The organism is Enterocloster citroniae, from assembly GCF_040545455.1.
Lineage (GTDB): Bacteria > Bacillota > Clostridia > Lachnospirales > Lachnospiraceae > Enterocloster > Enterocloster citroniae.
The window spans coordinates 261,996-286,867 of sequence record NZ_JBEPLZ010000005.1 but is presented as its reverse complement, the minus strand read 5'-3'; the positions used below and the strand labels follow the sequence as shown (position 1 = coordinate 286,867).

The 24,872-nt window shown below is 50.1% G+C and carries 23 protein-coding genes and 1 pseudogene; 14 read left to right on the top strand and 10 right to left on the bottom strand.

The annotated features are described in order from the left end of the window. Positions 1–84 precede the first annotated feature (84 nt). From ABID13_RS09160 to deoC, 6 genes and pseudogenes are all read right to left on the bottom strand, one after another. Positions 85–906: a response regulator transcription factor gene (locus ABID13_RS09160; protein ID WP_045091409.1), complete on the bottom strand. Its 822-nt coding sequence runs from the start codon at positions 904–906 to the stop codon at positions 85–87. 35 nt (positions 907–941) lie between these two features. After that, a pseudogene (locus tag ABID13_RS09155) lies at positions 942–2,640 on the bottom strand (sensor histidine kinase). A 63-nt stretch (positions 2,641–2,703) separates the two neighbouring features. Next, the gene (locus ABID13_RS09150; RefSeq protein ID WP_048929124.1) at positions 2,704–4,356 is read right to left on the bottom strand and encodes an ABC transporter permease; all 1,653 of its coding nucleotides are present in this window, start codon (positions 4,354–4,356) and stop codon (positions 2,704–2,706) included. Next, positions 4,346–5,467: an ABC transporter ATP-binding protein gene (locus ABID13_RS09145; RefSeq protein ID WP_048929123.1), complete on the bottom strand. Its 1,122-nt coding sequence runs from the start codon at positions 5,465–5,467 to the stop codon at positions 4,346–4,348. Before ABID13_RS09145 ends, ABID13_RS09150 begins: the two co-directional genes overlap by 11 nt. Before the next feature lie 99 nt (positions 5,468–5,566). Next, entirely contained in the window at positions 5,567–6,685 is a 1,119-nt protein-coding gene (locus ABID13_RS09140; RefSeq protein ID WP_048929122.1) for an ABC transporter substrate-binding protein, read from the bottom strand. 99 nt (positions 6,686–6,784) lie between these two features. Continuing rightward, complete coding sequence (deoC, locus tag ABID13_RS09135) at positions 6,785–7,450, bottom strand: deoxyribose-phosphate aldolase (protein ID WP_048929121.1); 666 nt, start codon at positions 7,448–7,450, stop codon at positions 6,785–6,787. A 321-nt stretch (positions 7,451–7,771) separates the two neighbouring features. Here deoC and ABID13_RS09130 point away from each other — a divergent pair, with 321 nt between their 5' ends. The 9 genes from ABID13_RS09130 (at position 7,772) to ABID13_RS09090 (ending at position 16,854) form a co-directional block, all read left to right on the top strand. Then, complete coding sequence (locus ABID13_RS09130; protein WP_007862055.1) at positions 7,772–9,466, top strand: FAD-dependent oxidoreductase; 1,695 nt, start codon at positions 7,772–7,774, stop codon at positions 9,464–9,466. Continuing rightward, positions 9,457–9,669, top strand: coding sequence for a DUF4624 family lipoprotein (locus tag ABID13_RS09125; RefSeq protein ID WP_242849208.1), 213 nt, complete (start codon positions 9,457–9,459; stop codon positions 9,667–9,669). The genes ABID13_RS09130 and ABID13_RS09125 overlap by 10 nt, the downstream gene beginning before the upstream one ends. A gap of 227 nt (positions 9,670–9,896) precedes the next feature. After that, complete coding sequence (locus ABID13_RS09120; protein ID WP_007862053.1) at positions 9,897–11,219, top strand: MATE family efflux transporter; 1,323 nt, start codon at positions 9,897–9,899, stop codon at positions 11,217–11,219. 180 nt (positions 11,220–11,399) lie between these two features. After that, positions 11,400–12,110: an MBL fold metallo-hydrolase gene (locus tag ABID13_RS09115; protein WP_048929120.1), complete on the top strand. Its 711-nt coding sequence runs from the start codon at positions 11,400–11,402 to the stop codon at positions 12,108–12,110. Between the two features lie 27 nt (positions 12,111–12,137). Then, on the top strand, positions 12,138–13,445 hold the full coding sequence (locus tag ABID13_RS09110) for a dihydroorotase (protein ID WP_048929119.1): 1,308 nt from the start codon (positions 12,138–12,140) through the stop codon (positions 13,443–13,445). 1 nt (position 13,446) lies between these two features. Beyond that, positions 13,447–14,142, top strand: coding sequence for a YjjG family noncanonical pyrimidine nucleotidase (locus ABID13_RS09105; protein ID WP_048929264.1), 696 nt, complete (start codon positions 13,447–13,449; stop codon positions 14,140–14,142). Between the two features lie 239 nt (positions 14,143–14,381). Next, the gene (locus tag ABID13_RS09100; RefSeq protein WP_048929118.1) at positions 14,382–15,269 is read left to right on the top strand and encodes an amino acid ABC transporter substrate-binding protein; all 888 of its coding nucleotides are present in this window, start codon (positions 14,382–14,384) and stop codon (positions 15,267–15,269) included. Positions 15,270–15,406: 137 nt separating this feature from the next. Continuing rightward, entirely contained in the window at positions 15,407–16,066 is a 660-nt protein-coding gene (locus ABID13_RS09095; RefSeq protein WP_007862044.1) for an amino acid ABC transporter permease, read from the top strand. Between the two features lie 20 nt (positions 16,067–16,086). Beyond that, positions 16,087–16,854, top strand: a complete 768-nt coding sequence (locus ABID13_RS09090) for an amino acid ABC transporter ATP-binding protein (RefSeq protein ID WP_007862041.1) — start codon at positions 16,087–16,089, stop codon at positions 16,852–16,854. A gap of 116 nt (positions 16,855–16,970) precedes the next feature. Here ABID13_RS09090 and ABID13_RS09085 read toward each other — a convergent pair whose 3' ends face one another. The 4 genes from ABID13_RS09085 to ABID13_RS09070 all read right to left on the bottom strand — a co-directional run bounded on the left by ABID13_RS09085 (position 16,971) and on the right by ABID13_RS09070 (position 20,455). Continuing rightward, positions 16,971–18,341: an MATE family efflux transporter gene (locus ABID13_RS09085; RefSeq protein WP_007862040.1), complete on the bottom strand. Its 1,371-nt coding sequence runs from the start codon at positions 18,339–18,341 to the stop codon at positions 16,971–16,973. A 7-nt stretch (positions 18,342–18,348) separates the two neighbouring features. Next, positions 18,349–18,567 (bottom strand): GntR family transcriptional regulator, encoded by a 219-nt coding sequence (locus tag ABID13_RS09080; protein WP_330376602.1) that lies wholly within the window; start codon positions 18,565–18,567, stop codon positions 18,349–18,351. Positions 18,568–19,547: 980 nt separating this feature from the next. After that, a complete protein-coding gene (locus ABID13_RS09075; protein ID WP_002572755.1) occupies positions 19,548–19,946 on the bottom strand; it encodes a helix-turn-helix transcriptional regulator in 399 nt (132 codons plus the stop codon). Between the two features lie 278 nt (positions 19,947–20,224). Next, positions 20,225–20,455, bottom strand: a complete 231-nt coding sequence (locus ABID13_RS09070) for a hypothetical protein (RefSeq protein ID WP_007868106.1) — start codon at positions 20,453–20,455, stop codon at positions 20,225–20,227. Between the two features lie 89 nt (positions 20,456–20,544). Here ABID13_RS09070 and ABID13_RS09065 point away from each other — a divergent pair, with 89 nt between their 5' ends. The 5 genes from ABID13_RS09065 to ABID13_RS09045 all read left to right on the top strand — a co-directional run bounded on the left by ABID13_RS09065 (position 20,545) and on the right by ABID13_RS09045 (position 24,872). Beyond that, positions 20,545–21,168 (top strand): hypothetical protein, encoded by a 624-nt coding sequence (locus tag ABID13_RS09065; RefSeq protein ID WP_082173780.1) that lies wholly within the window; start codon positions 20,545–20,547, stop codon positions 21,166–21,168. Between the two features lie 20 nt (positions 21,169–21,188). Continuing rightward, entirely contained in the window at positions 21,189–21,371 is a 183-nt protein-coding gene (locus tag ABID13_RS09060; protein ID WP_048929116.1) for a DUF6906 family protein, read from the top strand. A 1-nt stretch (position 21,372) separates the two neighbouring features. After that, on the top strand, positions 21,373–21,576 hold the full coding sequence (locus ABID13_RS09055) for a transcriptional regulator (RefSeq protein WP_002572750.1): 204 nt from the start codon (positions 21,373–21,375) through the stop codon (positions 21,574–21,576). A 128-nt stretch (positions 21,577–21,704) separates the two neighbouring features. Further along, a complete protein-coding gene (locus tag ABID13_RS09050; protein WP_048929115.1) occupies positions 21,705–23,777 on the top strand; it encodes a Mu transposase C-terminal domain-containing protein in 2,073 nt (690 codons plus the stop codon). A gap of 45 nt (positions 23,778–23,822) precedes the next feature. Beyond that, entirely contained in the window at positions 23,823–24,872 is a 1,050-nt protein-coding gene (locus ABID13_RS09045; RefSeq protein WP_048929114.1) for an AAA family ATPase, read from the top strand.

The following is a 24,872-nucleotide window of genomic DNA, read 5'->3' as shown; positions in this document are numbered from 1 at the left end:
AAAGATGCGCTTTTTATTTACCTATGAATTCCACCGCGGTCTTTTATCCCACCGCGGCTTTTCGTCTCGTCACGGCCTTTTATCTCACCCGTGGGTTTCCTTCTCACCCACCACAGCCACGCCGCCGTTCTTTAAAAACTCCGAGGGCGTTACATTGGTATATTTCTTAAATACGCTGCAGAAATGTTTATACTCGCTGAAGCCCAGTTCATCGGATATCTCATAAATCCTCATGGTGCCCTGGTTTAGCATGTTCAGGGCTTTTTTGATCCTGTATTGGTTTAGCAGGTCCACAAAGGTGGTGTTAAGCCCTGCCTTCAGCTTCCTGCTGAGATAGCTGGTGCTGACTCCCAGGATTTCCGCTACCTGGTTAATGCTTACCTTTTCCTTATAATGCTGTTTGATAAACTCATAGGTCCTCTTTACGTAAGGGTCCATGCTGTTCTTTGCGCTGTCAAATATCTTCCACTCATCATAAACAGTCAGAATCCTGTCCTGGGATATCCTTTCGATCTTTTCATACTTACTGGCATAGGCTATCTGCTGCCGGATTTTGCCCAGGGATTCCTTTAATTCATCCTCGTCCACAGGCTTTAGCAGATAGTCCGTAACCCCCATATGGATGGCCTGCCGGGCCAGTTCAAATTCCGAATAGCTGGTCAGCACCAGACTGTAAAAATGCTGTTCTTTTATGGCTGTCTCTATCATCTTAAGCCCGTTCATCTTGGGCATCTTGATGTCGGTCAGCACGATATCCGGCTGTTCCCTCCGTATGGTCTCCAGCCCCTCTGCCCCGTCCTTGGCCGTGCCCACAATGATGCAGTCCATATCCAGCCAGTTCAGGGCAAAGGTAAGCCCATTTCTGATAATTTCCTCATCCTCCACAATCACTACTTTTAATAACATGACAGATCCCCCCATCTTTACGCCGGGAGTGTGCCTCACTCCTCACATGGTACCCGAAGCGTCACCACTGTCCCCTTTTCCGTTGTACTGTCAATCCCAACTCCAAACCGGCTGCCATATACCAGGCGTATTCTCTTATGTACATTATAGATGCCGATATGATCCGTCTGGTTCTGCCCCTGTCTCAGATTGGCTTTCAGCTCCTTTAACAGCCCAGGCTGTATTCCCACTCCATTGTCCGCTATGATAACGGAAAGGATTCCGTTTTGTATTTTGGTGCGGATACGGATCTCCAGACAGTCCCTGTCCTCTCCAAAACCGTACTTAATGGAATTCTCCACAATGGGCTGCAGGGTCATCCTTGGTATGGATGCGCCTTTGCTTCCCTCCTCCAGGTCAATGCTGTATTTTAACCGGTCCCCATACCGGTACAGCATGACCTGCAGATACCGGTTAATGAAATCCATTTCCTCCTTTACCGTCACCACATCTTTGCCGTTCTGGATGCTGTAGCGAAGCATCCTGGACAGGCTGACCAGCATTTTCTCCGCCTCCCCCGGTCCGAACTTTATCATGTACCGGATGGATTCCAGGGTGTTAAAGAGAAAATGGGGATTAAACTGGGATTCCAGAATCTGGACCGTGGCCAGCATATTTTCCTTTGCCAGTTCCTGATGCCTGTCCAGCAGATGGCGTATGCTCCCGATCATGGTGTTAAAGGAATGGCCAATGCGTTCAAACTCATCCCCGGAGGTGATTTTCAAAGACACATCCAGATCACCCTTCTCCACCTGGTCCAGGGCGCCTATGAGGTCGTATATGATTTCCGTTTTCTTGTCCGCCACCTTGCCCGCGCTGCGGTAAATGGCCAGGGTCACTGCCAGGGCCAGAAATCCCACCAGCACCAGGGACATAAAGCATAGCTGGACAAAAGAGGTACAGTCATATATGACCTGTACCGAGGCCTCGCCATCCAGCACGGACACGCTGCCCGTGTAGTACCATCTGTTATCCAGGTGCACCAGGTTGCCGCCGTCCCGGAATTCCTCCATCAGCTTGCCCCCGGTCATTCTGAAACCTGGACACTCCGTCTGTGAACAGCCGGTTGAACTTATTGATCAGCAGCACGGGCTGCTCTATGTTTCCCAGCTGCTCCTTAAAAGCATCGGCTTTCAGCACAAAACCGCTGTAGCCCTGAAGCCTGCCGTCCTTTACAACGGTCTGGAACATGAGCCATGCCGGAAGCGCCCTGCCGTCCACCCCCGTGTTGTCGTAAATAAAGATACAGTCATTTTTACTGTCATTCTGGTCCGTTGTGTTCCAGGGCAGGTAATTGCCTATGTATTGTATGACGCCGGCCTGGTTGTTGGTGGAAAAGACCAGGTTCCGCTCCTGGTCAAACAGGTAATAGTCCCCCCTGTAAACCTGGCTGTTAAGAAACCGGTAAATGTCGGACACTGCCTCCGTTTTATAGGAAGGCTGTCCCTTAAAGCGTTCCACATCCAGTTCTCCCGCCATCTTCTTGTTCCCGTCCACATAGCTGTCAATAACACCCTCAAACTCCCTGGAAAAGTGTTCCAGCATGGTGCTGCTTTTGCGGATGATTTGCTGGGATCCCACTGCGGTAAACACCAGAAGTAAAACCACCAGCGATATAAAACAAGGCGCAAGCGCGTGGAAGATCAAACTTTTCCGGATTTCGTCCCTGAAACATGTTTGTTTTCGCTTCTCCATACGCCTGCACCTTTTATCATTAATTTTGCACAATACTGCACGTTTCAGTTTATCATATGACAGCTACATTGTCACGTCCTTATTGCCTGACACCTTGAAGAAGATAAGCAGGGATACTACGGTGGTAACTGTCAGTATGGTTGCCAGGGCAGCTGCAGTTCCGTAGCTGGCCCGGATGACTTCGTTATAAATAGCCACCGACATTGTCCTTGTGTTGGCCGTATAAAGCATGACAGAAGAGCTCAACTCATTGATCAGTGTGATCCAGCTTAATATGGCGCCGGACGCAACGCCGGGAAGCATCATTTTCGCTGTCACCTTCACAAAGGACATGGAAGGCGAATCTCCCAGGCTGATGGCAGCCTCCTTCATGCTCGGGCTGATCTGATAGAGGATGGCGGAGCTGGAGCGAAGAGTATAGGCCTGCCTCCGGATGACCAGGGATATGACCATGATGATGGCGGAACCAGCCAGCATCATAGGAGGATGGTTAAATGCAATCAGCAGCGTGATGCCAAGGACAGAACCCGGTACAATGTAAGGGAACATGGCAATGGTGTCTATCATGTTGGTGAGCCAGCTTTTGCGTCTCACTGCCAGATAAGCAATGAGCATTCCCAGTACCACAATGATCACAATGGCTGCCAGGCAGTACAGATACGTATTCTTAATGGACTGGACAGCGGTGGAAAATACCTTGCGGTAGCTTTCCAGGGAAAAACCATCCACAAACACCTGCATCTTGGTAGCGCGGAAGGAGGTATATACAACCATGCACTGAGGTATGATGGAGGTTGCTGCCAGCAGATAGATGAACAGGTGGATGAAAAACCCCTTGATACCATGGACCTCCTTGGGCTGGATGGGCCTCATGGAGCTCATGGTAAAGGACTTGGTATTTACATACCATTTCTGCAGCAGGAACACCGTTGCGGTGACTACCACCATAATGGTTGCCATACATGCTGCAAAGTTGGCGGATCCTCCCGTCTCTCCCACGAACTCTGAATAGACCAGGGTAGGCATGACGCGGTATCCCTCGCCGATCAGGGCAGGCGTACCAAAGTCAGCCATACAGTTCATGAACACCAGAAGGGCGGCTGCTATAAGGGTAGGGGTTACCAGGGGCATGATTACGGTAAACACCTTTTTAAGTCCGCCGCATCCCAGGCTCTCTGCGGCCTCGGACAGGGCCACGTCTATCTTCTTAAGGGCTCCCGACACATACATATAGATGAACGGATACAGCTTAAGGGCAAATACCAGCAGCATTCCGCCAAAGCCGTAAATGGACGGCATATGGATTCCCAGGCTCTTTAAGAACTGGGTCACGGTGCCGCTTCTTCCCAGAAGCAGAATCCAGGAGTAGGCGCCGATGAAGTTGGGACTCATCATGGAGATGATGAACAGGATTTCCAGCACCCCTTTTCCCTTTATCTTATAAAACGACATAAAGTAGGCAAGAGGTACCCCAAGTACAATGGCTACCACAGTTACGCAGAAGGTCAGCTTAAATGAGTTGAGCAATGCGCTCTTATAATATTTCTTTGAAAAGAACCTGGCATAGTTGTCAATGGTCCAAACCCCTGTCTCCGTGTCCTTGAAACCGCTTAAGAAAAGGCTGATGAGCGGATAGAGAAGGAAGAGGGCAAACAGAGCAATGATAACCACTGTCACGATGGTCCAGAAGTCCCATCTGATTTTCTTATTCGTCATATCTCTTCACATCCTTTATCAGACTCTGTTCCATGTCCTGGGTGAACACGTTGATTTTATTAGGGTTTGGTCTAAGGCGTATCTTTTCTCCCACTTTGAATATGCGGTCCACATGGCCCAAATCCTGGGAGTACTCGATACTGGGCTGATCCTCCAGCACCATGCCTTCTCCAAAGCGCAGGAAGTAGTTGGTGTATTTGCCCAGGAAGGTCCTGCTGATAATTTCGCATTCCATACCTTCGGGGTTCAGTGAGAATTCCTCGGGGCGGACAGAAATTACCACCTTTTGTCCCTCTGTTACCGTATCCACAAGGTTGGGCATCTCCACATGGTACCCGTTTGCAAACACAACCGAAGGTATGCTTCCCTGTTTTTTTACGGTTCCGAAAAAGAGATTGGAATGGCCGATAAAGGTGGACACAAATGCATTGTATGGTCTTGCATAGATGTCCTGGGGACTTCCGATCTGCTGGATAATGCCCAGCTCCATGACTGCAATCCTATCTGATATGGCAAGGGCTTCCTCCTGGTCATGGGTCACATAAACCGTGGTAATGCCCACCTGATTCTGCACATCACGGATGGCGCTGCGCATCTCAATACGCAGTTTGGCATCCAGATTGGACAAAGGCTCATCCATAAGAAGCACCTGGGGATGGATGACAATGGCCCTTGCCAGGGCCACTCTCTGCTGCTGGCCGCCGGACAGACGCTCCGGCAGACGGTCCTGGTATTCGTCAATTTTTACCACCCTCAGGATCTCATCCACCCGCTCCTTCATTTGGTTCTTTGGCACCTTGCGGATTTTCAGGCCATATTCCACATTCTGACGGACCGTCAGGTGGGGGAATATAGCATAGCTCTGGAACACCATGCCGATGTTTCTTTTCTGGGCCGGTATATCATTAATGACCTTGTCGTCAAATTGGATGGTTCCTCCCTCTATGCTGTTAAACCCGGCAATCATGCGCAGCAGGGTGGTCTTGCCGCATCCTGAGGGTCCCAGCAGGGTAAAAAATTCACCGTTTTTTATAAAGGCGGACAGGTCCGGTATAATGGTCATGTCCCCATATTTCTTTACAACATTGTCGATTCCGATTGAAACACTCATACGTTTCCCCTCAATTCTTCTAAAATGAAGGGGGCTGACATATTAAGCCACGCCCCCGATGTATGTACTGTTCATGCAACACCTGATGTTTGGATTTGTTTACTCTATAAACAGCTCCTTAAATTCATCCAGCCACTCGGACTTGTGTGCCGCGGTGTCTGTCTCATCATCCTGGATCACCTTGATCTGGTCCATGGGAACCATGGCGTCTCCTGCCTCCACATCCTTGCGGATGGTTCTTCTGTACTGGGTGTTATTCATAAATTCCTGTACATCCTTGCTGGTAAGCCAATCCACGAACTTCTGGGCATTGGATTCATTGGGGCAGTTTTTGATGATGTATACTCCGTCACCACGGAAGATGACGCCTTCGCTCATATAAACGGTCTTAACCGGCGCGCCTGCGCCCACATACTGGGCAGAACCCTGCTCAAAGGTAAGTCCAACGGTGTATTCTCCGTCTGCAACACCCTTATATACTGCGGAAGAACCGCCTAACAGTTTGCCGTCCAGCTGTGCACAGAACTGTTTTACATAGTCCCAGCCATTGTCAGGAGTGCCGCCGCCCATTGCGTAGAGCATGTTTACCAGATGCTCAAAGGAAGAAGAGGATGCCGCAGGGTCTGCAAATGCAATCTTACCTTTTAATTCAGGATTCAAAAGGTCCTCATATCCCTCAATCTTAATATCGCCAATCAGGTCCGTATTCACCATGATAACAGATGGGATGGTATCAAAACGTGTCAGGTTTCCCTCTGTGTTCTTGTACTCATCATAGAACGCATCCTCGTTGGATGTTACGTAATCTGCAAAATATTCGCTCTTATTCTTTACGGTTCCAATGGTTCCCGACCAAAGGATATCTGCCTGAGGGTTGTCGGCTTCTGTCTGGATTCTTTTCAGAGCATCCCCGGTACCCATGGCCAGACACTCAGTGTCAATGCCTGTGTCCTCCTCGAACATGGCCAGCATGGAATCAATCATGGACTCTGTAAGAGGGCTGTAGATAATCAGCTTCTCATTGGCGGAACCAGAGCCTCCCTCATCTTTCTTTGCCCCGGCTGCCTCATCCTTCCCTGCCTCTGCACCGGCCTCAGCCTTAGGTGCCTGGGTGTCAGCGCCTTTCTCTGCCGCAGAACCTGAACTGCCTGAACAGCCTGCCAGGCTGGCCGCCACTGCTGCTGCGCATAAAACCGGGATTATTTTTCTTTTTTTCATTACCTTTATCCTCCTTTAAACTTTGTTAATGTGGTTTATGTTTTATATACCCTCAGTGGACAAGGGGAGTGTGTGCCCTTGTCCACTGAGAGTATGGAATCAATAGGTGCCTGCTTCCTGTCCGCTCAAAAGCTTGAGGGCGGAGCTGGTACCTATACGGTCGCATCCTTCCTCCAGGAACGTCTCCAGATCCTCCTTGGTCTTCACACCTCCTGCAGCCTTGATCTTCACACCCTCGCCAATGTACTGCTTAAATAACCGGATATCCTCGACCCTGGCTCCTGCTGTCCCAAATCCAGTGGAGGTCTTGATATAGTCGGCCCCCCCGTCCGTAACGCATTTGCACAGCTCTTTTTTCTCATCCTCTGTCAGATAGCAGGTCTCGATGATTACTTTCACCACATGGCTCCCCGCAGCCTTTTTGACTGCCTCGATTTCACGTGTGATTCTGGCAAACTCGCCGTTTTTAACATCACCGATGTTTACCACCATATCCACTTCCCCGGCTCCGTCCGCCAGGGCTTTCTGGGTTTCGTAAACCTTTGTCTCCGTGGTGTTGTATCCCAGCGGAAATCCAATGACCGTGCACACATTCAGCTTGTCTCCATAGACATTTGACACCCGCTTTACATAGCTGGGAGGTATACAGACCGAAGCCGTGCGGTTCTCAATGGCTTCCTCACAGAGTGTCTGTATTTCATCCCATGTGGAGACTGCCTTTAACAGTGTATGGTCCACATGGACCAGAATCTCTTCCCTTGTCATACCCATCCCCCTGTCTTTTCCGTGTTTGTTTGTAACCTCATTATATCGTTTCACTACCGCCTAAACCATCCGAAATCCCGGCAAATTGTCTAGTATTCTGAACTAAATCCGCGTTTTTGTATATATTGTGTATAGCCGGCGCCCTGTAATATGAAGACGCAGAAAAGAGTAAAAAATCCATCCGGCAAAACAGGAGAACTGGATTATCTCTCATTTCCGTACTATAATAGGGACAAGGGCAGATTCCCCAAGAGGGAACCGGCTGCCATATCCGGACAGCCTGCGTGTGCCCTCAGTATCTGAAAAGGAGATGAGTCAGTGATGAAGGTTGTAATTGTAGGAGGGGTTGCCGGCGGTGCCGGAACAGCTGCCAGGCTTCGCAGGAATGACGAACAGGCAGAGATCATCATGCTGGAACGAGGTTCATATATCTCGTATGCCAACTGCGGCCTGCCGTATTATATTGGCGGTGTGATCACGGAAAAGGAAGCGCTGCAGCTGCAGACACCGGAAAGTTTTGGCACCCGGTTCCATGTGGATGTGCGCACCATGAGCGAGGTGGCTGCCGTGGATACTGCCAGGAAGTGTGTGGTGGTAAAACATGGCGGGGAGACATATGAGGAAAGCTACGACAAGCTGGTGCTGTCACCAGGCGCAGGCCCTGTCCGTCCGGGAATCCCGGGCATGGAAAAGAATCATGTGTTTACCCTGAGGAATATACCGGATACCTATGCGATCCATGATTATGTTACGGAGCATAATCCGGTGTCCTGCGCTGTCATAGGAGCCGGGTTTATCGGCCTTGAGATGGCGGAGAATCTGGCAGAGCAGGGCCTTAAGGTATCTGTGGTGGAAGGGGCTTCCCATGTGATGCCGCCCATTGATATGGATATGGCCCATGGGGTACATAATTATATCCGGTCCAAAGGAATCGATCTTTATCTGGGACAGACCTGTACGGCCATGGATGGGAGCGGTGTGATTTTGAAAAACGGTGCAAAGGTTCCTGCCGACATGGTGATTATGAGCATCGGCGTACGCCCGGACACCGGATTTTTAAAGGACAGCGGCATTGAGCTGGGAGCCAGAGGAGAGATCATTGTAAACACGTACATGGAGACGTCAGCGGCGGATGTATATGCTCTGGGTGATGCGGTATCGGTGGAACATGTGGTAAGCGGACAGAAAGTCCTGATCCCCTTGGCATCCCCGGCCAACAAGCAGGGCCGTATTGTGGGCGACAATCTTTGCGGAAAGAAGACCGCCTACAAGGGGAGCCAGGGAACTTCCGTAATGAAGTTTTTTGATATGACGGTGGCGGTCACAGGGGAGAAGGAGGAATCCCTGAAGGCACAGGGAAGGCCCTACCGCAAAGCGATTACCACATCCGCATCCCAGGCAGGTTATTATCCTGGCGGCGATATGATGACCATCAAGACCTTATTTGATCCTGAGACAGCTGTCATCCTGGGCGCCCAGATCGTGGGCGGGAAAGGCGTGGACAAGCGGATCGATGACCTGGCGAATGCAGTGCGGTTTAAGCTCACCGGGTATGATCTGCAGGAAATGGAACTGGCCTATGCGCCTCCATTTTCATCTGCCAAGGATCCGGTGAATATGGCCGGATATGTGATCGGCAATATCATGGACGGTCTGATGCGTCCGTTTTACCTGGAGGATCTGGATCAGATTCCGGAGGACGCCATCCGGCTGGACGTGAGGACAGAAGGAGAATATGCAGGAGGCACCATTCCCGGATTTATCAACATTCCTCTGGACAGCCTGAGGGATCGTATGGGCGAGCTGGATCTTTCAAAGGATATTTACATCACCTGCCAGATCGGTCTTAGAGGTTATATTGCGCAGAGGATCCTGGACCAGGCCGGAGCCAGGACCTGGAATATGAGCGGCGGTTACCGGTTCTATGAGATGAAGGTCAGGGATGAACAGTCCCAGGCAGCGGGAATGGGATTGTGTACAGCCTGCGGGATGGAGAAAGCGGCATTGTGGAAATAAAAGACAGAAATGCAGGCGAAGTTTTATGGAGCAATACATGGAATGAAAATGCCAGTGGTAAAACCGTTACAGTTTCGCTCAATAATCTACAAAAAGAGAAAGAGTACGTTGTGGGGTTTACTGGAACTACAATAAATCATGCTGTTGCAAAAGTTACTTTTGAAAGTGAATTGGTTCAAGAGAAATCAAGACCTTCAAAATAAACTTCCAGCCCTTTGTGAAAAGCGGATGTGTCAGCCCCGGAACTCTTAATATTTTTGGATAAATTGAAGATTGACGCAGAATGTTGGTTGGAGTAGGCTTTTATAGAAAACATTCTGCGTCATTTTTATATGGTCCGGTAAATATTGGATATGAGCCGGCCAGGATGATGATGCCGCAGCACAAAGGACGGTAAAGGCACATGGAAAAAAGGAATCCGGGGGGATACATGTTTTCCAATGCAGATTTAAGAAAGCTGATTTTTCCGCTGATCGTGGAACAGATCCTGGCTGTATCAGTGGGCATGGTGGATACCATGATGGTATCCAGTGTGGGGGAGGCGGCCACCTCGGGCGTATCCCTGGTGGACATGATCAATACTCTGTTTATCAATATATTTGCAGCGGTGGCCACAGGAGGGGCCGTGGTGTCCTCCCAGTATCTGGGACAGAAACGGCGGGACCGGGCCTGCCAGTCGGCAGACCAGCTGCTGATCATAACCGGAATGCTGTCCCTGGGGATCATGATCTTGTGCATCCTGTTCAGAAAAGGTTTTTTATCCCTGATTTATCAGGGGGTGGCAGAGGATGTGATGAGGAATGCCAGGGTCTATCTGGTCATATCGGCCCTATCCTATCCGTTCCTGTCCGTGTATAATTCCTGTGCGGCCCTGTTCCGCTCCATGGGAAACTCCAAGATATCCATGCAGGCATCCATTATTATGAATGTGATCAATGTGATCGGGGATTCCCTCTTTATATTTGTATTCCACTGGGGCGTGGCGGGTGCTGCCCTGGCATCCCTGATATCGCGTATGACCGCCTGTTTTATCCTTTTATACCGCCTTCGCAACAGGAATCTGGACCTATATATCGGAACCGGATTTAAGATCAACCGGCGGATGATGAAGCAGATTTTAAATATTGGGATACCAAACGGGATCGAGAACAGTATCTTCCAGCTGGGCCGTGTGCTGGTGGTGGGCATCATCGCCATGTTCGGAACCACCCAGATTGCCGCCAATGCCATTGCCAATAACCTGGACGGCATGGGCGTGCTCCCCGGCCAGGCCATGAGCCTGGCGATCATTACTGTGGTGGGCCGCCTGGTGGGCGCAGGCGATTTTGACCAGGCGGAGTACTATGCCAAAAAGATGATGAAGCTCACCTATGTGGTCAGCGGCCTTTGCTGTATCGCCGTCATACTGACCATGCCCCTTACACTGCGGTTGTACGGCCTGTCCCCCGAGGCTCTGCGCATGGGAGCGATCCTGGTGCTGATCCATAACGGATGCGCCATCTTTATCTGGCCATGTTCCTTCTGCCTGGCCAATGTGTTAAGAGCTGCCAATGATGTGAAATTTCCTATGTGCATATCCATCATGTCCATGATCCTGTTCCGCATCGGATTCAGCTTCCTGCTGGCTGTCGGACTGGGGCTGGGCGCAGTGGGCGTATGGTGGGCCATGATCGCGGACTGGGTGGTGCGGTCGGCGTTCTTTGGCTGGAGGTTCTTTTCAGGGAAATGGAAAAGATTTTACCATGCAATGTAATGATGGAGTTACCTGTGCACCTGATCCGTTGGGGTCAGGTGCATTTTTTACCAAATTCCGGAATTCCCTAGACATCCAATTCACCATCAGAAAAAACTATACGTATTTTCCGGATTATGTTACTATAAGACATATATAAGTGTACTTCCGGAGTACACATAAAGGTCAGGAGGAGAGATTATGAAGATAACATATATCCATCACAGCAGCTTTATGGCAGATCTGGAACACACAGCGCTTCTGTTTGACTATTTTGAGGGGGACATACCGGAGATACCGGAGGACAAGCCGTTGTTTGTGTTTGCCAGCCATCGGCACGGGGATCATTTTTCACGCTCCATTTTTGACCTGTCGGACGGGCGCAGAAAGGTGACCTATGTGCTGTCGGACGATATCTGGAGAAGGCAGGTGCCGGAGGAACTTCTGGGCAGGACCACGTTCATGGGGCCGGGTGAGAGCGGGTGTTTGGCGGACGGAGCCGGGCAGCCCTTGGAGATTGAGGCTTTTAAATCCACGGACGAGGGAGTTGCATTTCTCATAAAGGCGGAGGGACAGGTTATCTACCACGCCGGGGATCTGAACAATTGGGTGTGGGAAGGCGAGCCGGAGAAGGATAACCAAAGGATGAGTGAGAACTATCACAAGGAGCTTGCCAAACTGGCCGGACGCCATATTGACGTGGCGTTTATGCTGATCGACCCGAGACAGGAAAAGGATTTCTACCTGGGTATGGATGATTTCATGCGCATGGTTGGGGCAGATGTGGTGTTCCCCATGCATTTTTGGGGAGATTTTGAAGCAGCGTCCAGGTTTAAAGCGCTGCCGTGTGCCAAATCCTATGGAGACAGGATACATGAGATCCGTAAAAAGGGTGAAAGCTTTATTATATGATCAGATTAGAGAGAGAGGAACAGGAGTATGATTTTGATTCAAGGCGGCCGCGTGATCGGACCGGCAGAGGGAATAGATATGAAGGCGGATGTGGTGCTGGACGGAGGGCGGATCGCTGAGATCATACCGGCTGGGCAGCAGACAGCTGGGCGGCAGACAGCCGGGCGGGAGGCATCCCGCGATTATGAGCGTGTCATAGATGCAAACGGCATGATCGTTGCGCCGGGTCTGGTGGACGTACATGTGCATTTCCGCGATCCGGGACTCACTTACAAGGAAGATATTCACACAGGCGCGAAGGCGGCTGCAAAGGGCGGATTCACCACGGTGGTCTGCATGGCCAATACAAAGCCTATTGTGGACAATGAAGAGACGCTTCGCTATGTGCTGGAGGAAGGAAAAAAGACGGGAATCCACGTTCTCAGCTGCGCTGCTGTATCCAAAGGTTTTAACGGCCGGGATATGACGGACATGGAGGGACTTTTGGCAGCTGGAGCCGCTGGGTTTACAGATGACGGAATCCCTCTGATGGAGGGGAACTTCGTGCGTGCGGCCATGGAAAAGGCAGCCCGGCTGGACACTGTGTTAAGTTTCCACGAGGAGGACAAGGCATTTATCAAAGAAAACGGGATCAATCACGGCAGGGTTTCAGATCAGCTTGGAATCTACGGGTCGCCTGCCCTGGCAGAGGATTCACTGGTTGCCAGAGACTGTATGATCGCCTTGGATACAGGGGCTGTGGTGGATATACAGCACATCAGTTCCGGCCACTCCGTGGAAATGGTGCGCCTGGCCAAGAAATTGGGTGCAAAGGTGTGGGCCGAGGTAACACCCCATCATTTTACACTGACTGAAGATGCGGTGCTTAAGCACGGCACTCTGGCCAAGATGAATCCTCCTCTGCGTACCGAGGAGGACAGGCAGATGCTGATCCAGGGCCTGAAGGACGGAACCATTGACATGATCGCCACCGACCATGCGCCCCACAGCAGGGAGGAAAAGGACCGTCCTCTGACAGCGGCTCCCAGCGGGATCCTGGGACTGGAGACAGCCCTGGCCCTGGGCATCACCAGCCTGGTAAAGCCCGGCCATCTGACCATGGTGCAGCTGATGGAAAAGATGAGCAGTAATCCGGCCAGGCTTTACAAGCTGGACTGCGGCCGGATGGAAGCAGGCGCGCCGGCCGATCTGGTGATCTTTGATGAGAACAGGCAGTGGACCGTAAAAGGATTTGAATCTAAATCATCCAACAGCCCGTTTCTGGGAGAAACCTTGACCGGTCAGGTAGTGTATACAATATGCGGAGGAGCGATTGTCTATGGGGACGGAGAATAAAATGCAGGTCACGGACCGGAGATATGATGTCATTCTCCTGGATGTGGACGGCACACTCCTGGATTTTAAGCTGTCGGAAAAGCTGGGGATGGAACATGTTATGAGAACTTTCGGGGTAGAGCCCACAAAAGAACGGCTGGAACTGTACCATGAGATCAACGAGGGCTTCTGGTCCGCCTTTGAGCGGGGGGAGGTTACCAAGGAACGTCTGGTATGGGAGCGGTTTAATGTGTTCTTTGCCAGGCTTGGGATCACGGTAGATGGCCATGCGACAGAAAATCTGTACCGCAGGCAGCTGGATGATTCAGCATTTCTTATTGATGGGGCTCTGGATCTGTGTCAATATCTGAAGGAGCGGTATGACTTGTATGTGGTCACAAACGGCACTTCATCCACCCAATATAAACGGCTGGCCGCCTCCGGCCTGGATTGTTTCATGAAGGATATCTTTGTCTCCGAGGATGCGGGAAGCCAGAAACCACAAAAGGAATATTTTGAGTACTGCTTTAAGCGGATACCGGGCGTCTGCCCGGAGCGCATGCTTTTAGTGGGAGATTCCCTTTCCTCCGATATAAAAGGCGGCCAGGCAGCCGGCACAGCCACCTGCTGGTATAACCCTTCCGGCCTGATTAACAGGACAGGGGTCCGGCCTGATCTGGAGATCTGTGCCCTGGGGGAACTGAAAAGAATATTATAAAACAGACTGATTCATTTTTAATCTTTTGTTCTCAGGCATTGCTGCAATAACTGTTGCAGGCATCTTGCGGGATATGCCAGCCATGCCTGGGTCATCCATCCTGTACATGATAATAGCATTTTCCTCTTTACATATGCACTTTAGTGTGCTAATATGATAGCGTGTCAAAAGCACCGGCATTGGGACAACATGGTTTCATGCCGTAAATTTTGAGTGTTTATTATGAGGAGGATATTATTATGAAAAAGAGACTGGCGGGCATAGCACTTGCTACTGTGATGGCATTATCCCTTGCAGGGTGCGGCGGTTCCAATGGGGGCGCAACCACGGCAGCCGATACCATGGCAGCTGATACTTCGGCAGAGGACACCACGGCAGCCGATACATCGGCGGAGGCCGCATCCACAGAAGCGGCTCAGGCAGAGAGCGCCGGAGGCACATTGGTCGTTGGATTTGACCAGGACTTCCCTCCCATGGGATTCCTTGGGGATGACGGTGAGTTTACGGGATTTGACCTGGAACTGGCCCAGGAAGTTGCAAAGCGTCTTGGCCTTGAATATAAGCCACAGCCCATTGCATGGGATTCCAAGGATATGGAACTGGAGTCAGGAAACATTGACTGTATCTGGAACGGTTTTACCATGACCGGCCGGGAAGATAACTATACATGGACGGAAGCATACATGGCAAATACCCAGGTATTTGTTGTTGGAAAGGATTCCGGTATTGCAAGCCAGGCAGACCTGGCAGGCAAGGTAGTGGAGTGTCAGGTGGACTCTTCCGCAGAGGCAGCTTTGAAGGAAGTGCCGGATCTGACAGCCACCTTTAAGGAACTGCTGACAACCGCTGATTACAACACGGCTTTCATGGATCTGGAGCAGGGCGCGGTTGACGCCATTGCCATGGATGTGATCGTGGCAGGATACCAGATCCAGCAGAGGAACGCTGATTTCGTGATCCTGGAGGATACATTATCCGCAGAAGAGTATGGTGTTGGCTTTAAGAAGGGCAACACAGAGCTTCGGGATAAGGTACAGGCAACCCTGGAGGAGATGGCTGCTGACGGCACATTAAAGAGCATCTCTGAGAAATGGTTTGGAGAGGATGTTACCACCATCGGGAAATAGGGTGCAGACAGAGAGAATGAAGGAAAATAAAGCCGCTGCGCAGGCGTGCTGTCCTGGCTTTCAGTAGCCGGAACAGCCGCCTGATCCCAGCGGCTTTGCATGGTTTTTCAGGATAAAAATTGAAGGTGGTATAGGTTATGGGTAAAATGACGATCCAGCAGATGATATTGCAGTTGGCAGGCGGTATGGGAACCAGTATACAGATATTCCTGGTCACCCTTGTTTTCTCCCTGCCCCTTGGCCTGGTGGTGGCCTTTGGGCGTATGTCCAGGAACAAGTTTCTTCAGGCCATTGTAAAGGTCTACATATCCATCATGCGGGGAACCCCCCTGATGCTCCAGCTGATGGTGGTATATTTTGGCCCCTATTACCTGTTCAGGATCAAGGTGGGCAGCGGATACAGGCTGTGGGCCACCTTTATCGGCTTTGTCGTCAACTATGCCGCTTATTTTGCTGAGATATACAGAAGCGGGATCCAGTCCATGCCCGTGGGGCAGTATGAGGCTGCGCAGATCCTGGGATACAGCAGGTTTCAGACATTTTTTAAGATCATCCTTCCCCAGGTGGTAAAGCGGATCCTTCCCTCTGTCACCAATGAGGTGATCACCCTTGTAAAGGATACGTCCCTTGCCTTTACCCTGAGTGTGGCGGAAATGTTCTCCATTGCCAAAGCGCTGGCGGCTTCCCAGACCAACATGATCCCCTTTGTGGCAGCAGGATTGTTCTATTATGTGTTCAATCTGGTGGTTGCCGTGGGAATGGAATGGGTGGAGAAGAAGCTGAATTATTACCAGTAAAAGCGGGAGGAATGTGGATTATGAAGCTGTTAGAGTTAAATCATGTGGAAAAGTCATTTGGAGACCTGTCTGTGATCAAGGACATCTCCATGAGTGTGGAGGAAGGGGAGATCGTTTCCATCATCGGTCCTTCCGGCTCCGGCAAATCTACTCTTCTGCGCTGCGCCACCATGCTTGAGGATATGGACAGCGGCGAAGTGATCTATCTGGGAAAGAAAGCGGCCTGGACAGGAGATAAGGGAAAGGCCGTGTATGCGGGGAAAAAAGAGCTGAAGGAAATCCAGAGCCAGTATGGTCTGGTGTTCCAGAACTTTAATCTGTTTCCCCATTACAGTGTGATGAAGAATATTACGGATGCCCCCATCCATGTGCAGAAGCGGGATAAGGAGGAGGTGTACCGGGAGGCCAGGGAACTTCTTATGAAGATGGGGCTGGAGGATAAGGAAAATGCCTATCCGTGCCAGCTCTCCGGCGGACAGTGCCAGCGTGTGGCCATTGCCAGGGCATTGGCCTTAAATCCCAAGATCCTGTTTTTTGATGAGCCTACCTCAGCCCTGGACCCCGAACTGACAGGCGAAGTGCTGAAGGTCATCAAATCCCTGGCAGACCTGGACATTGCCATGGTGATTGTGACCCATGAGATGGCATTTGCCAGAGATATTTCCCACCGGGTGATCTTTATGGCAGGCGGGGTGATCGTGGAGCAGGGAACACCGGAGCAGGTATTTGCCTCGGACAACCAGAGGACCCAGAGCTTCCTGGGACGGTACGGGGCTATGCTTCAGTGATATTCAGCCATAGGAACATCAAATCCATGGCTGTGCCATGATGTTCATATGAAAAAACATAGGATTTCCAGAGATGACGCTCCTGGTGTAAGGGGCTGTCCCTGGAAATCCTATGTTTAATTTTTGGCCAGCTTTCTCATATACCTGGAAAAATAAATCTGGGTGATGAAGGTGGTCAATACATTGGAGATGGCTTCGGCCATGTAGATTCCCCAAACCCCTATGATATGGGGCAGGAAGATCGCCAGGGGAAGAAGCAGGAGAAGCTTGCGCATGATCCCGAAGATAAAGGAGTACCATGTATTGCCCAGGGCCACGAAGGCGTTCTGGTTCACCATCTGCAGGCCGATGACAAGCACGGTGCTGAACATGATGCGCATGGTAATCGTGGTAAGGCCCAGGAGCTGGCTGTCATTGGTGAACATGCGGCAGATCGGTCCGGGAAATGCCACCAGGAAAAACCACATAAGGGTGGCGCAGCCAATGCTCAGGATTCTGGCGTAGTGAATGGTTTCCTTGATCCGCCCGTAATTTCCCGCGCCCAGGTTGTAGCTGAGAATGGGCTGGGCGCCGGTGATAATACCGATCAGGGGCATGAAGAATACCTGGCTTACACTGGTGAGAAGGGCCATGGAAGCAATGTGCAGATTGCTGTCAGCGCCTCCGTAGCGGATCAGGAGCCAGTTGAGGACAATGACCACAATACTCTCATTGACACGGAAGGTAAAGGGTGACAGGCCCAGGGCACACATGGGGCGGATGATGGCTGCCATGGGCTTCATGTCTCTGATCCTAAGACGCAGGGTGGCGCGGTCCGAACACAGAAAATAGAGGACCCAGGCAGCGGATACCGCCTGTGAGATAACGGTTGCGACAGCCGCCCCCGCGATTCCCATATCCAGCACATATATGAAGATGGGATCCAGGACAATATTTAAAAATGCTCCGATCACAATGGTAAAGGTGCCCACCCCGGTAAATCCCTGGGCGTTGATAAATGGGTTCATGCCCATGGATATCTCCACAAACACAGTCCCGGCCAGGTAGATGCTCAGATAATCACGGGCATAGGGCAGGGTGGAGCTGTCAGCCCCAAATGCCTTCAGCATGGGTGTGAGAAATGCCGTGCACACCACGGTGAGGATCAGTCCGATTCCAACCAGAAGGACAAATGCATTGGAGAGAAATCTGCGCCCCTTTTCCAGATCTCCGCTTCCCATGGCAATGGAAGCCAGGGGTGAGCCGCCCATTCCGGGAATACAGCTGAAGGCGGCGGCTATCATGATAATGGGAAATGTGATGCCGATCCCGCTGAGCGCCAGGGTGCCTGCCTCCGGCATGTGGCCTATGTACATTCTGTCCACAATGCTGTACAGCGCATTTACCAGCTGGGCGATTGTGATGGGGATGGTCAGCCTGATCAAAAGGGGCAGGACTTTGGCTCCGGCCAGCTGACTGTTCATGTCTTGTTTGGATGTGCGGTTCATGTGTTGTTTACTCCCTGTCCTGATTTGTATTGGTGATCCATGGGCTGACGCACAGGATACTTTCTATGTCGGCTTTTAACAGCCTGCCCTCGCTGGGCTGTTTGAATTTATAGCCGTGTCGTGGTATGCTCACCAGAATCTGATTCTCTGCCATCATGGTCAGGGCCTCACGCACCGGCGCCCGGCTTACATTATATTTTTCAATAAGGAACTTTTCGGTAAATATAGAATCGAATGTGTACAGCCTCTGATGATATCAGAGATAAGGGCGCTGTAAACCTGATGTTTTAAGGAATCCTTCTGCTTTGCGGACATAGGGACAGTGCCTCCTTATGCCTTTTTGTCTATCATACCGTTACAGGAGGGGGAAGTCAATAGAAAAAGGGAGACATACCCAAACAGAAACACGCTGTGATGATACCACAGTGTGTTGCAGGTGGATTTTGTCTTACATTTATGCGGTCCTAAATTTATACGGATTGAAACAGGCAGCCACATAGGCATCTCCGGGTCTTTTGTAGGCGGCCGTAAAGTTAGGGCTGTCATGGAAAAGTTCAATGTTTCCTGTAAAACTCCCCGTGCATTTGGGCATACTTTATTTTAAGATGTACCAGGAGATTCCGAGAGTACATATAAGAAAGCAGGGAGGTGTCCGGATGGACTTATCGCCAAGATGCAAGATGATTATTATGCTGATGTATTTCCGGTTTCTGCCCGGGATTACAGTGTGCCGGCTGGCCGGCTGTTCGTTTGGGAATGTAGGTTACCAAGATATTTGACAAAACCGAGACAGAGGAGGAGTGAGTGGGATATGGCGGGAAGTGACGGTATATCAAGGGTTTCGGCGGTTTTTAGAGGAAAATCGCTATTGACAAATAAAATGAGGATAATATAGAAAAAGGACCTTTTTCAAGAAAATTGATGGAAAGGTCCTTTTTTTGAGCCGTTAAAAATTAACGTTAATCAATGTTATAAAATTATGTGAAAAGTACGCAGAATCAAGGATTAACGCGTTAAAAGACATAAAACTAATCGTGTAAAATTAAGCGAATGACAACGATAAGCAAATGCCCTGATTGAAAAAAAATAAAAATAGGGGCATTTGCTGAATCTTCAAGGCTTTGTAGATATTTTTTTGAAATTTAAAGGGCTTAAAGCAAATGCCCCTATTTGGTTTATTTATAGGCCAAAACAAAGAAAAAAAAATTAGGCTATTTCACTATTTCCGTCCATGACGTTTTTTCCATGATTCGAGGTTGATGACAACTCCGAGTCATTTTCTTGTTCATAGAGTTTATAGTTAATAAATTTTTTTACTTCCTCCAATCTTTGTGGTGATAATTGTTTTAAAAGAGGCAGGATATCCGATAATTGTTCGGGAATTGCATTATCGGATATCCTATCCTCTCCGGTAAGAATCCATTCAATGCTACAATCCAATATTTGAGATATATTAAGTAATGTTTCAGCAGATGGTAAATACTTGCTATTTTCTAATTCACTTATACTTCCACGTATTTTAGCTAGTGATGCGAGCTGTTTTTGGGTTAACTTTTTGTGAAGTCTACGTTCACGTATTCGTTGACCAATCATATTATTATCCATAGAACCTCCTGAAAGAATATAGATAAACAATAGGATATCCTAAAAAATGGCTTGACAAATAGGATATCCTATTTTATTATATCTATATGGATGATTTATAAGCCAATACAAAAGTACCACATTTTGAAGATTACTTCAAGGAAAAGAACTTGAATCCATGGCATATCTGCAATCAAGTCTGATTGAATAAGCAACATTCTTTGAAAGCCAGGTTCCTGGCCTATGATTATAAAAGGAAAGAACCACCAGCCAAAGCTGATGGTTCCCTGTGCCAGATGTTAAATGGCACTGAAGTGGTATGATTCCCCATATTGGGAAACCTCACCATGGAGGCGGAACTTGCTTTTTGGCTTCGGAGCATCTGCTTCAAAGTCAGCAGAGCAGGAACCATCCTCACTGACCTGACCGGAAACGAATTTCCAGTCAATCGAGTTGCCAGAAGCGAAGGAAACAATACGGGTCAACGCATCATTTTTCACTTCTGGCAGCCTCTTTGGCGAGATAACCATGGGGCTCACCTCCCCTGAAAGGCTGTATCGTTATACCTTTCAGTGCCATTTTAACATATATAAAGACCTTAAGAAAGGGGAAGATTGAAATGCCGGAAATAAAAATCATCCCGCAGAAATTTTCATTTGAGAAACCATCTATAATAGACGCTCGCGGGAATATAAAATCATCGGGAATAAGGATTACTATTGAACTGGATGCATTCAAGGCTGACAGGCAGATGGTAAAAAAGAACTTAGAGTTTATGTTTGCTGAAGTCCTTGATTATTTTGAAACAGATGAAGAGGAGAAGGAACAGAAAGAGGACTGGAAGCATAAAGCACTGTTATACCTGGAAGATTTATGGGTGGACGAGAACGAACGTATCAATGAATACACCTTGGAAGGGAAACGGGGCTATCCAAAGGAAGGCTTTGAAAAAAAGTGGCGCCAGGCAACGGAGCGGAGTGATATGCTTGTCAAAATCATGAAGCTGGTCCAACGCGAGACGAAAGCATTGAGCATACCGAAAAAGAGGGAAATGAAAGACATAGTTGAAGCGATTTTGAATGAATCAGCGACAGCCCATATAAAAGGGACGGCTGAATCAGCTGAGGTAACAATTATAAGTGCGATAGAGCGTAGGATACTGGCAAATCTTGAAGTAAGGATTAGCCCTAATGGCTGCCTAATGATTGACGGGTATCATTTCCTGACAGGGTCAGATAAATAAAACCGGAGGTGGTAATTCTCATGAAAAATGGCAAAAAGCCAACCTTAAGCCAGAAAAAGGAGATGAAACTTCATGGCCTGCAACCAGAGAACTGGCTGGTGATAAAGGACACCAGAGAGTTTTTGGAAGTGGTAAGCAGAATGGAACTTAAGCGGATTGGAACAGGCAAGAAACGGACCAGAAGATTATATAGGAGTGAGTAAGATGGCAGATGTAAAGACAAGGGAGCTTGGAAAGATTGTCAAGAAGCGTCTGATTGAACTGGAGATGACCCAGGTCCAGCTGGCAAATATATTGGGGACGACCCCTCAAGAACTATGCCGGATGCTGAAGGGAAAGAGGCCTGGGTATAAGTACCGGAAGCAAATGCTGAAAATTCTCAAGATAAATGAGAATGATGTGGCATAGGGGGCTGGATATGGACTTGCATAAAAGAAGAACGCCCTACTTCTGGGGGAAGGTCGGGCGTTCCGATAAATACACATCTGCATTGTACTATACCAACAGCCAAATTGCAACAGAAAGGGGAAAATCTGATGGAAGAAATTTATATATCTATGAAAGATGCTGCTGAATTAGAAGGGATGTTATATAGAACTTTTATGAAACAGGTTTCCCGTAGAGAAGAGAATGCAGAAATTGTGTTACGAAAAGAGAAAATTTTATCTGGTGGAAAAGAGCGAAAATACATCAAACTTACTGACCTAAGCCCCAAAGCCCAGAAGGCCTACCGGGCCATGAAGAAGATAGATACAGAAGAAGGAAGTGATATCGTGATGGAGAACCTGCCCCCAGAGGAGCCCTGGTACCTGGATACCGATGTGAACTGGTACATAGAGAACCACAGCCAGGCATATTACAAGGCGGTGGAGCTGTCCCGGCTCCTGCAGGACATCATCAACTATTCGGATGCAGACAAGACGGAGTACATCATCCGTAAGGCGGCGGAGCTGGGAATGAGCCAAAGGACTTTGTACCGCCACATGGACAAATACCTGGAGGCAGCAGGGTGGGCCCTGAAGATGCTGCGGGAGACCGGGGCCAACTACGATTATTACAAGGTCCTGTGCCTGTGCCGGAAACCCAAGGATTCCAACACCTTCCCCACCTTTACGCCGGAAGTGAAGCAGAAGATACACAACATCTGGTTCGACAAGGACTTTGCCCGGAATGAAGGAAAGCGCCAGATGCTGTATGACAAGCTGCTGGAAATCGGTACGGCCAATGGCTGGCCCATCCCATCTTACCAGAGTGTATGCCGTTACATCTCCCACCTGATGGCAGACGGGCAGCTGGAAAGCGCCTATTTCCTTGCAGCCAAAGGTGACAGGGCGTGGAAGAACAAGCGGATGGTGAAGGCCCTGCGCGATACCCGGTCCCTCCAGGTCATGGAGGTCCTTCTGGGGGATGAACATACCTTTGACTGCTGGGTCTCCTATAAGCTACCTAATGGGAAGGTGACGGCCATCAAGCCTAAGCTGGTGGCCTGGATTGACGCCAGGAGCCGCATGGTGCTGGGGGATATCATCTGCCGGGATGCCAATGCCCAGATACTGAAGCAATCCCTGATTAAGGTATTGTACGGAACCCCGGGAGGGATGCCGAAGTACCTGAACATTGACAACGGAAAGGACTATACCTCCAGGGAACTGACCGGCGTCAAACGCTATCCCACCCGGGAAGAAACAGAACGGTATGCCGGATTTGAGGAGGTAAAAGCGGGATTCTATCACACCATTGGGATAGAGGACTTCCACCGGAGCCGTCCTTATGAGCCATGGAGTAAATCCGAAATAGAGCGTCTGTTTAAGACGGTATGCGATGGATTCTCCCGGTGGTTTAAGAGTTACACGGGTACATTGACAGGAAGCAGGACCAGCGCCAAGATTGACAAGGACATCAAGCGTATGCTTGAACAGGGGAAGCTGCTGACCATGGAGGAGTTTTATGAGAAGTGGAGCCACTACCTGCACAACGTGTATGCGGTGAAGGTCCACAGGGGCCTGAAAAACCAGGGAGAAACATACTGTACCCCGCAGGAACTGTTTGACAAAGGGGAACGGTATGAGAAGGCCCTGCCGCCAAAATCCTTTGCCCTGCTGCAGCTGATGAAGTCAGAACGGGCACGGGTATATAACGTGGGAATCCGGAAATTCGGCCAGGTCTATAACCATCCGGAGCTGATTTATTACATGGACAGGCCTGTGGACATCAAGTATGACCCGGAGGACGTAACCCGGCTGCTTGTATTTGACACCCAGGACGGCCATATGATTTGTGAGGCAGAGAGTCAGGAGCTGTTAAAGATTGCCCACAAGGTCCCGCAGGAGGCGCTAGAGCGCCACATCAGGCTCCAGAAGCAGCAGATGAAGGATGTGCGTGAGAAGCTGAAGGAAATGAGATGTCCGCTGGATGAACGGATTGCCGGCGCGGCTCAGGCTAACACCATCGTGGGAAGCATGATGATAGAAGGGGCAGGGAACAGCCAGAAGGTCATCACGCTGCCGAAGGAGGAGAGCTACCGGGAACACAGGAAGGCGGCGCGGCAGTCGGAATATATCGCCAGGCAGGGCCGTGAGGCGCTGGAGAAGCTGCGCAACATGGGTTAAGTCCCAACACATAAACCAATCAAACGGAAAGGAAGGGTATCATAAATGAAAAGTCTGGCAGAACGTGTGTGCCTCAGATTAAGAATCATAAACATGAACAAGGCGGAGCTGGCCTGGCAGTTTGATAAGGAAGGGATGAAGTGCTCCCGCTCCATGCTGAGCCAGTACTTAAACGGGAAATATCCAAGCAGGCCAGTAAAGCTGGAGGAACGTCTGGAGAGGTGGCTGGAGGAGACAGAGGAACAGGAAGCAGCCTTCCGGCAGGAAAAACCGCAGGTGGCAGATAAGTATGCCCAGCAGATTGCTCGCCAGTTTGCCTCCCAGAAAGAACCGGAGGAAGCGGGAGAGCAGGAGCCGCTGCTGGAAGAGGAAGCGCCGCCCCGGATGGGAGGCAAGCCGGATGTGTTTGAATCCAATGATTACATCAACATAGTAGGCATCTGCAACCTGTGCCAGCAACAGCAGGGAAGCGCCATCGTGGTGGGGCGGTCCGGCTACGGTAAGACCTACAGCCTGAAGCAGTACGCCAGGCTGCCCCGTGTCATCTACATCGAGTGCAACGAGTCCATGAGCTGCCGGGACCTGGTAAGGCGGATAGAGAAGCAGCTGTGCCTGCCAAAGCGCTACGGTACGAATGACGAACGTCTGGAGGAAATCTGTGAGTTCTTCAACGTGAACCGGGGGTATCTGATGATAGTGGACGAGGCGGACAAGCTCATCAACAAGTACACCATCAAGAAGATTGAGCTGCTGCGCACCATCATGGATTCGGCCGCGGTAGGGATGGTACTGGCCGGGGAGCTGTCCCTGGAGGCCCACCTGGCTGCGTATGATGAACGGTTTGCCAACCGTATGGATTTTGCGTACCGGCTCCATGGCCTGGGAAAAACCGAGGTAGAGCGCTACCTGGAGGACTGGAGCGTGGAGGAGAGGGCCATGGAGGTGCTGACCAGCCGGGCCAGGAACAGCAAGAACGGCTGTTTCCGGCTGTTTGACCGGACCATGAACAACGTCATCCGTCTGATGCGGGAACGGGAACAGACGACCATCACGGAAACAATCATCAACGAGGCATCCGCCATGATGCTGCTGTAG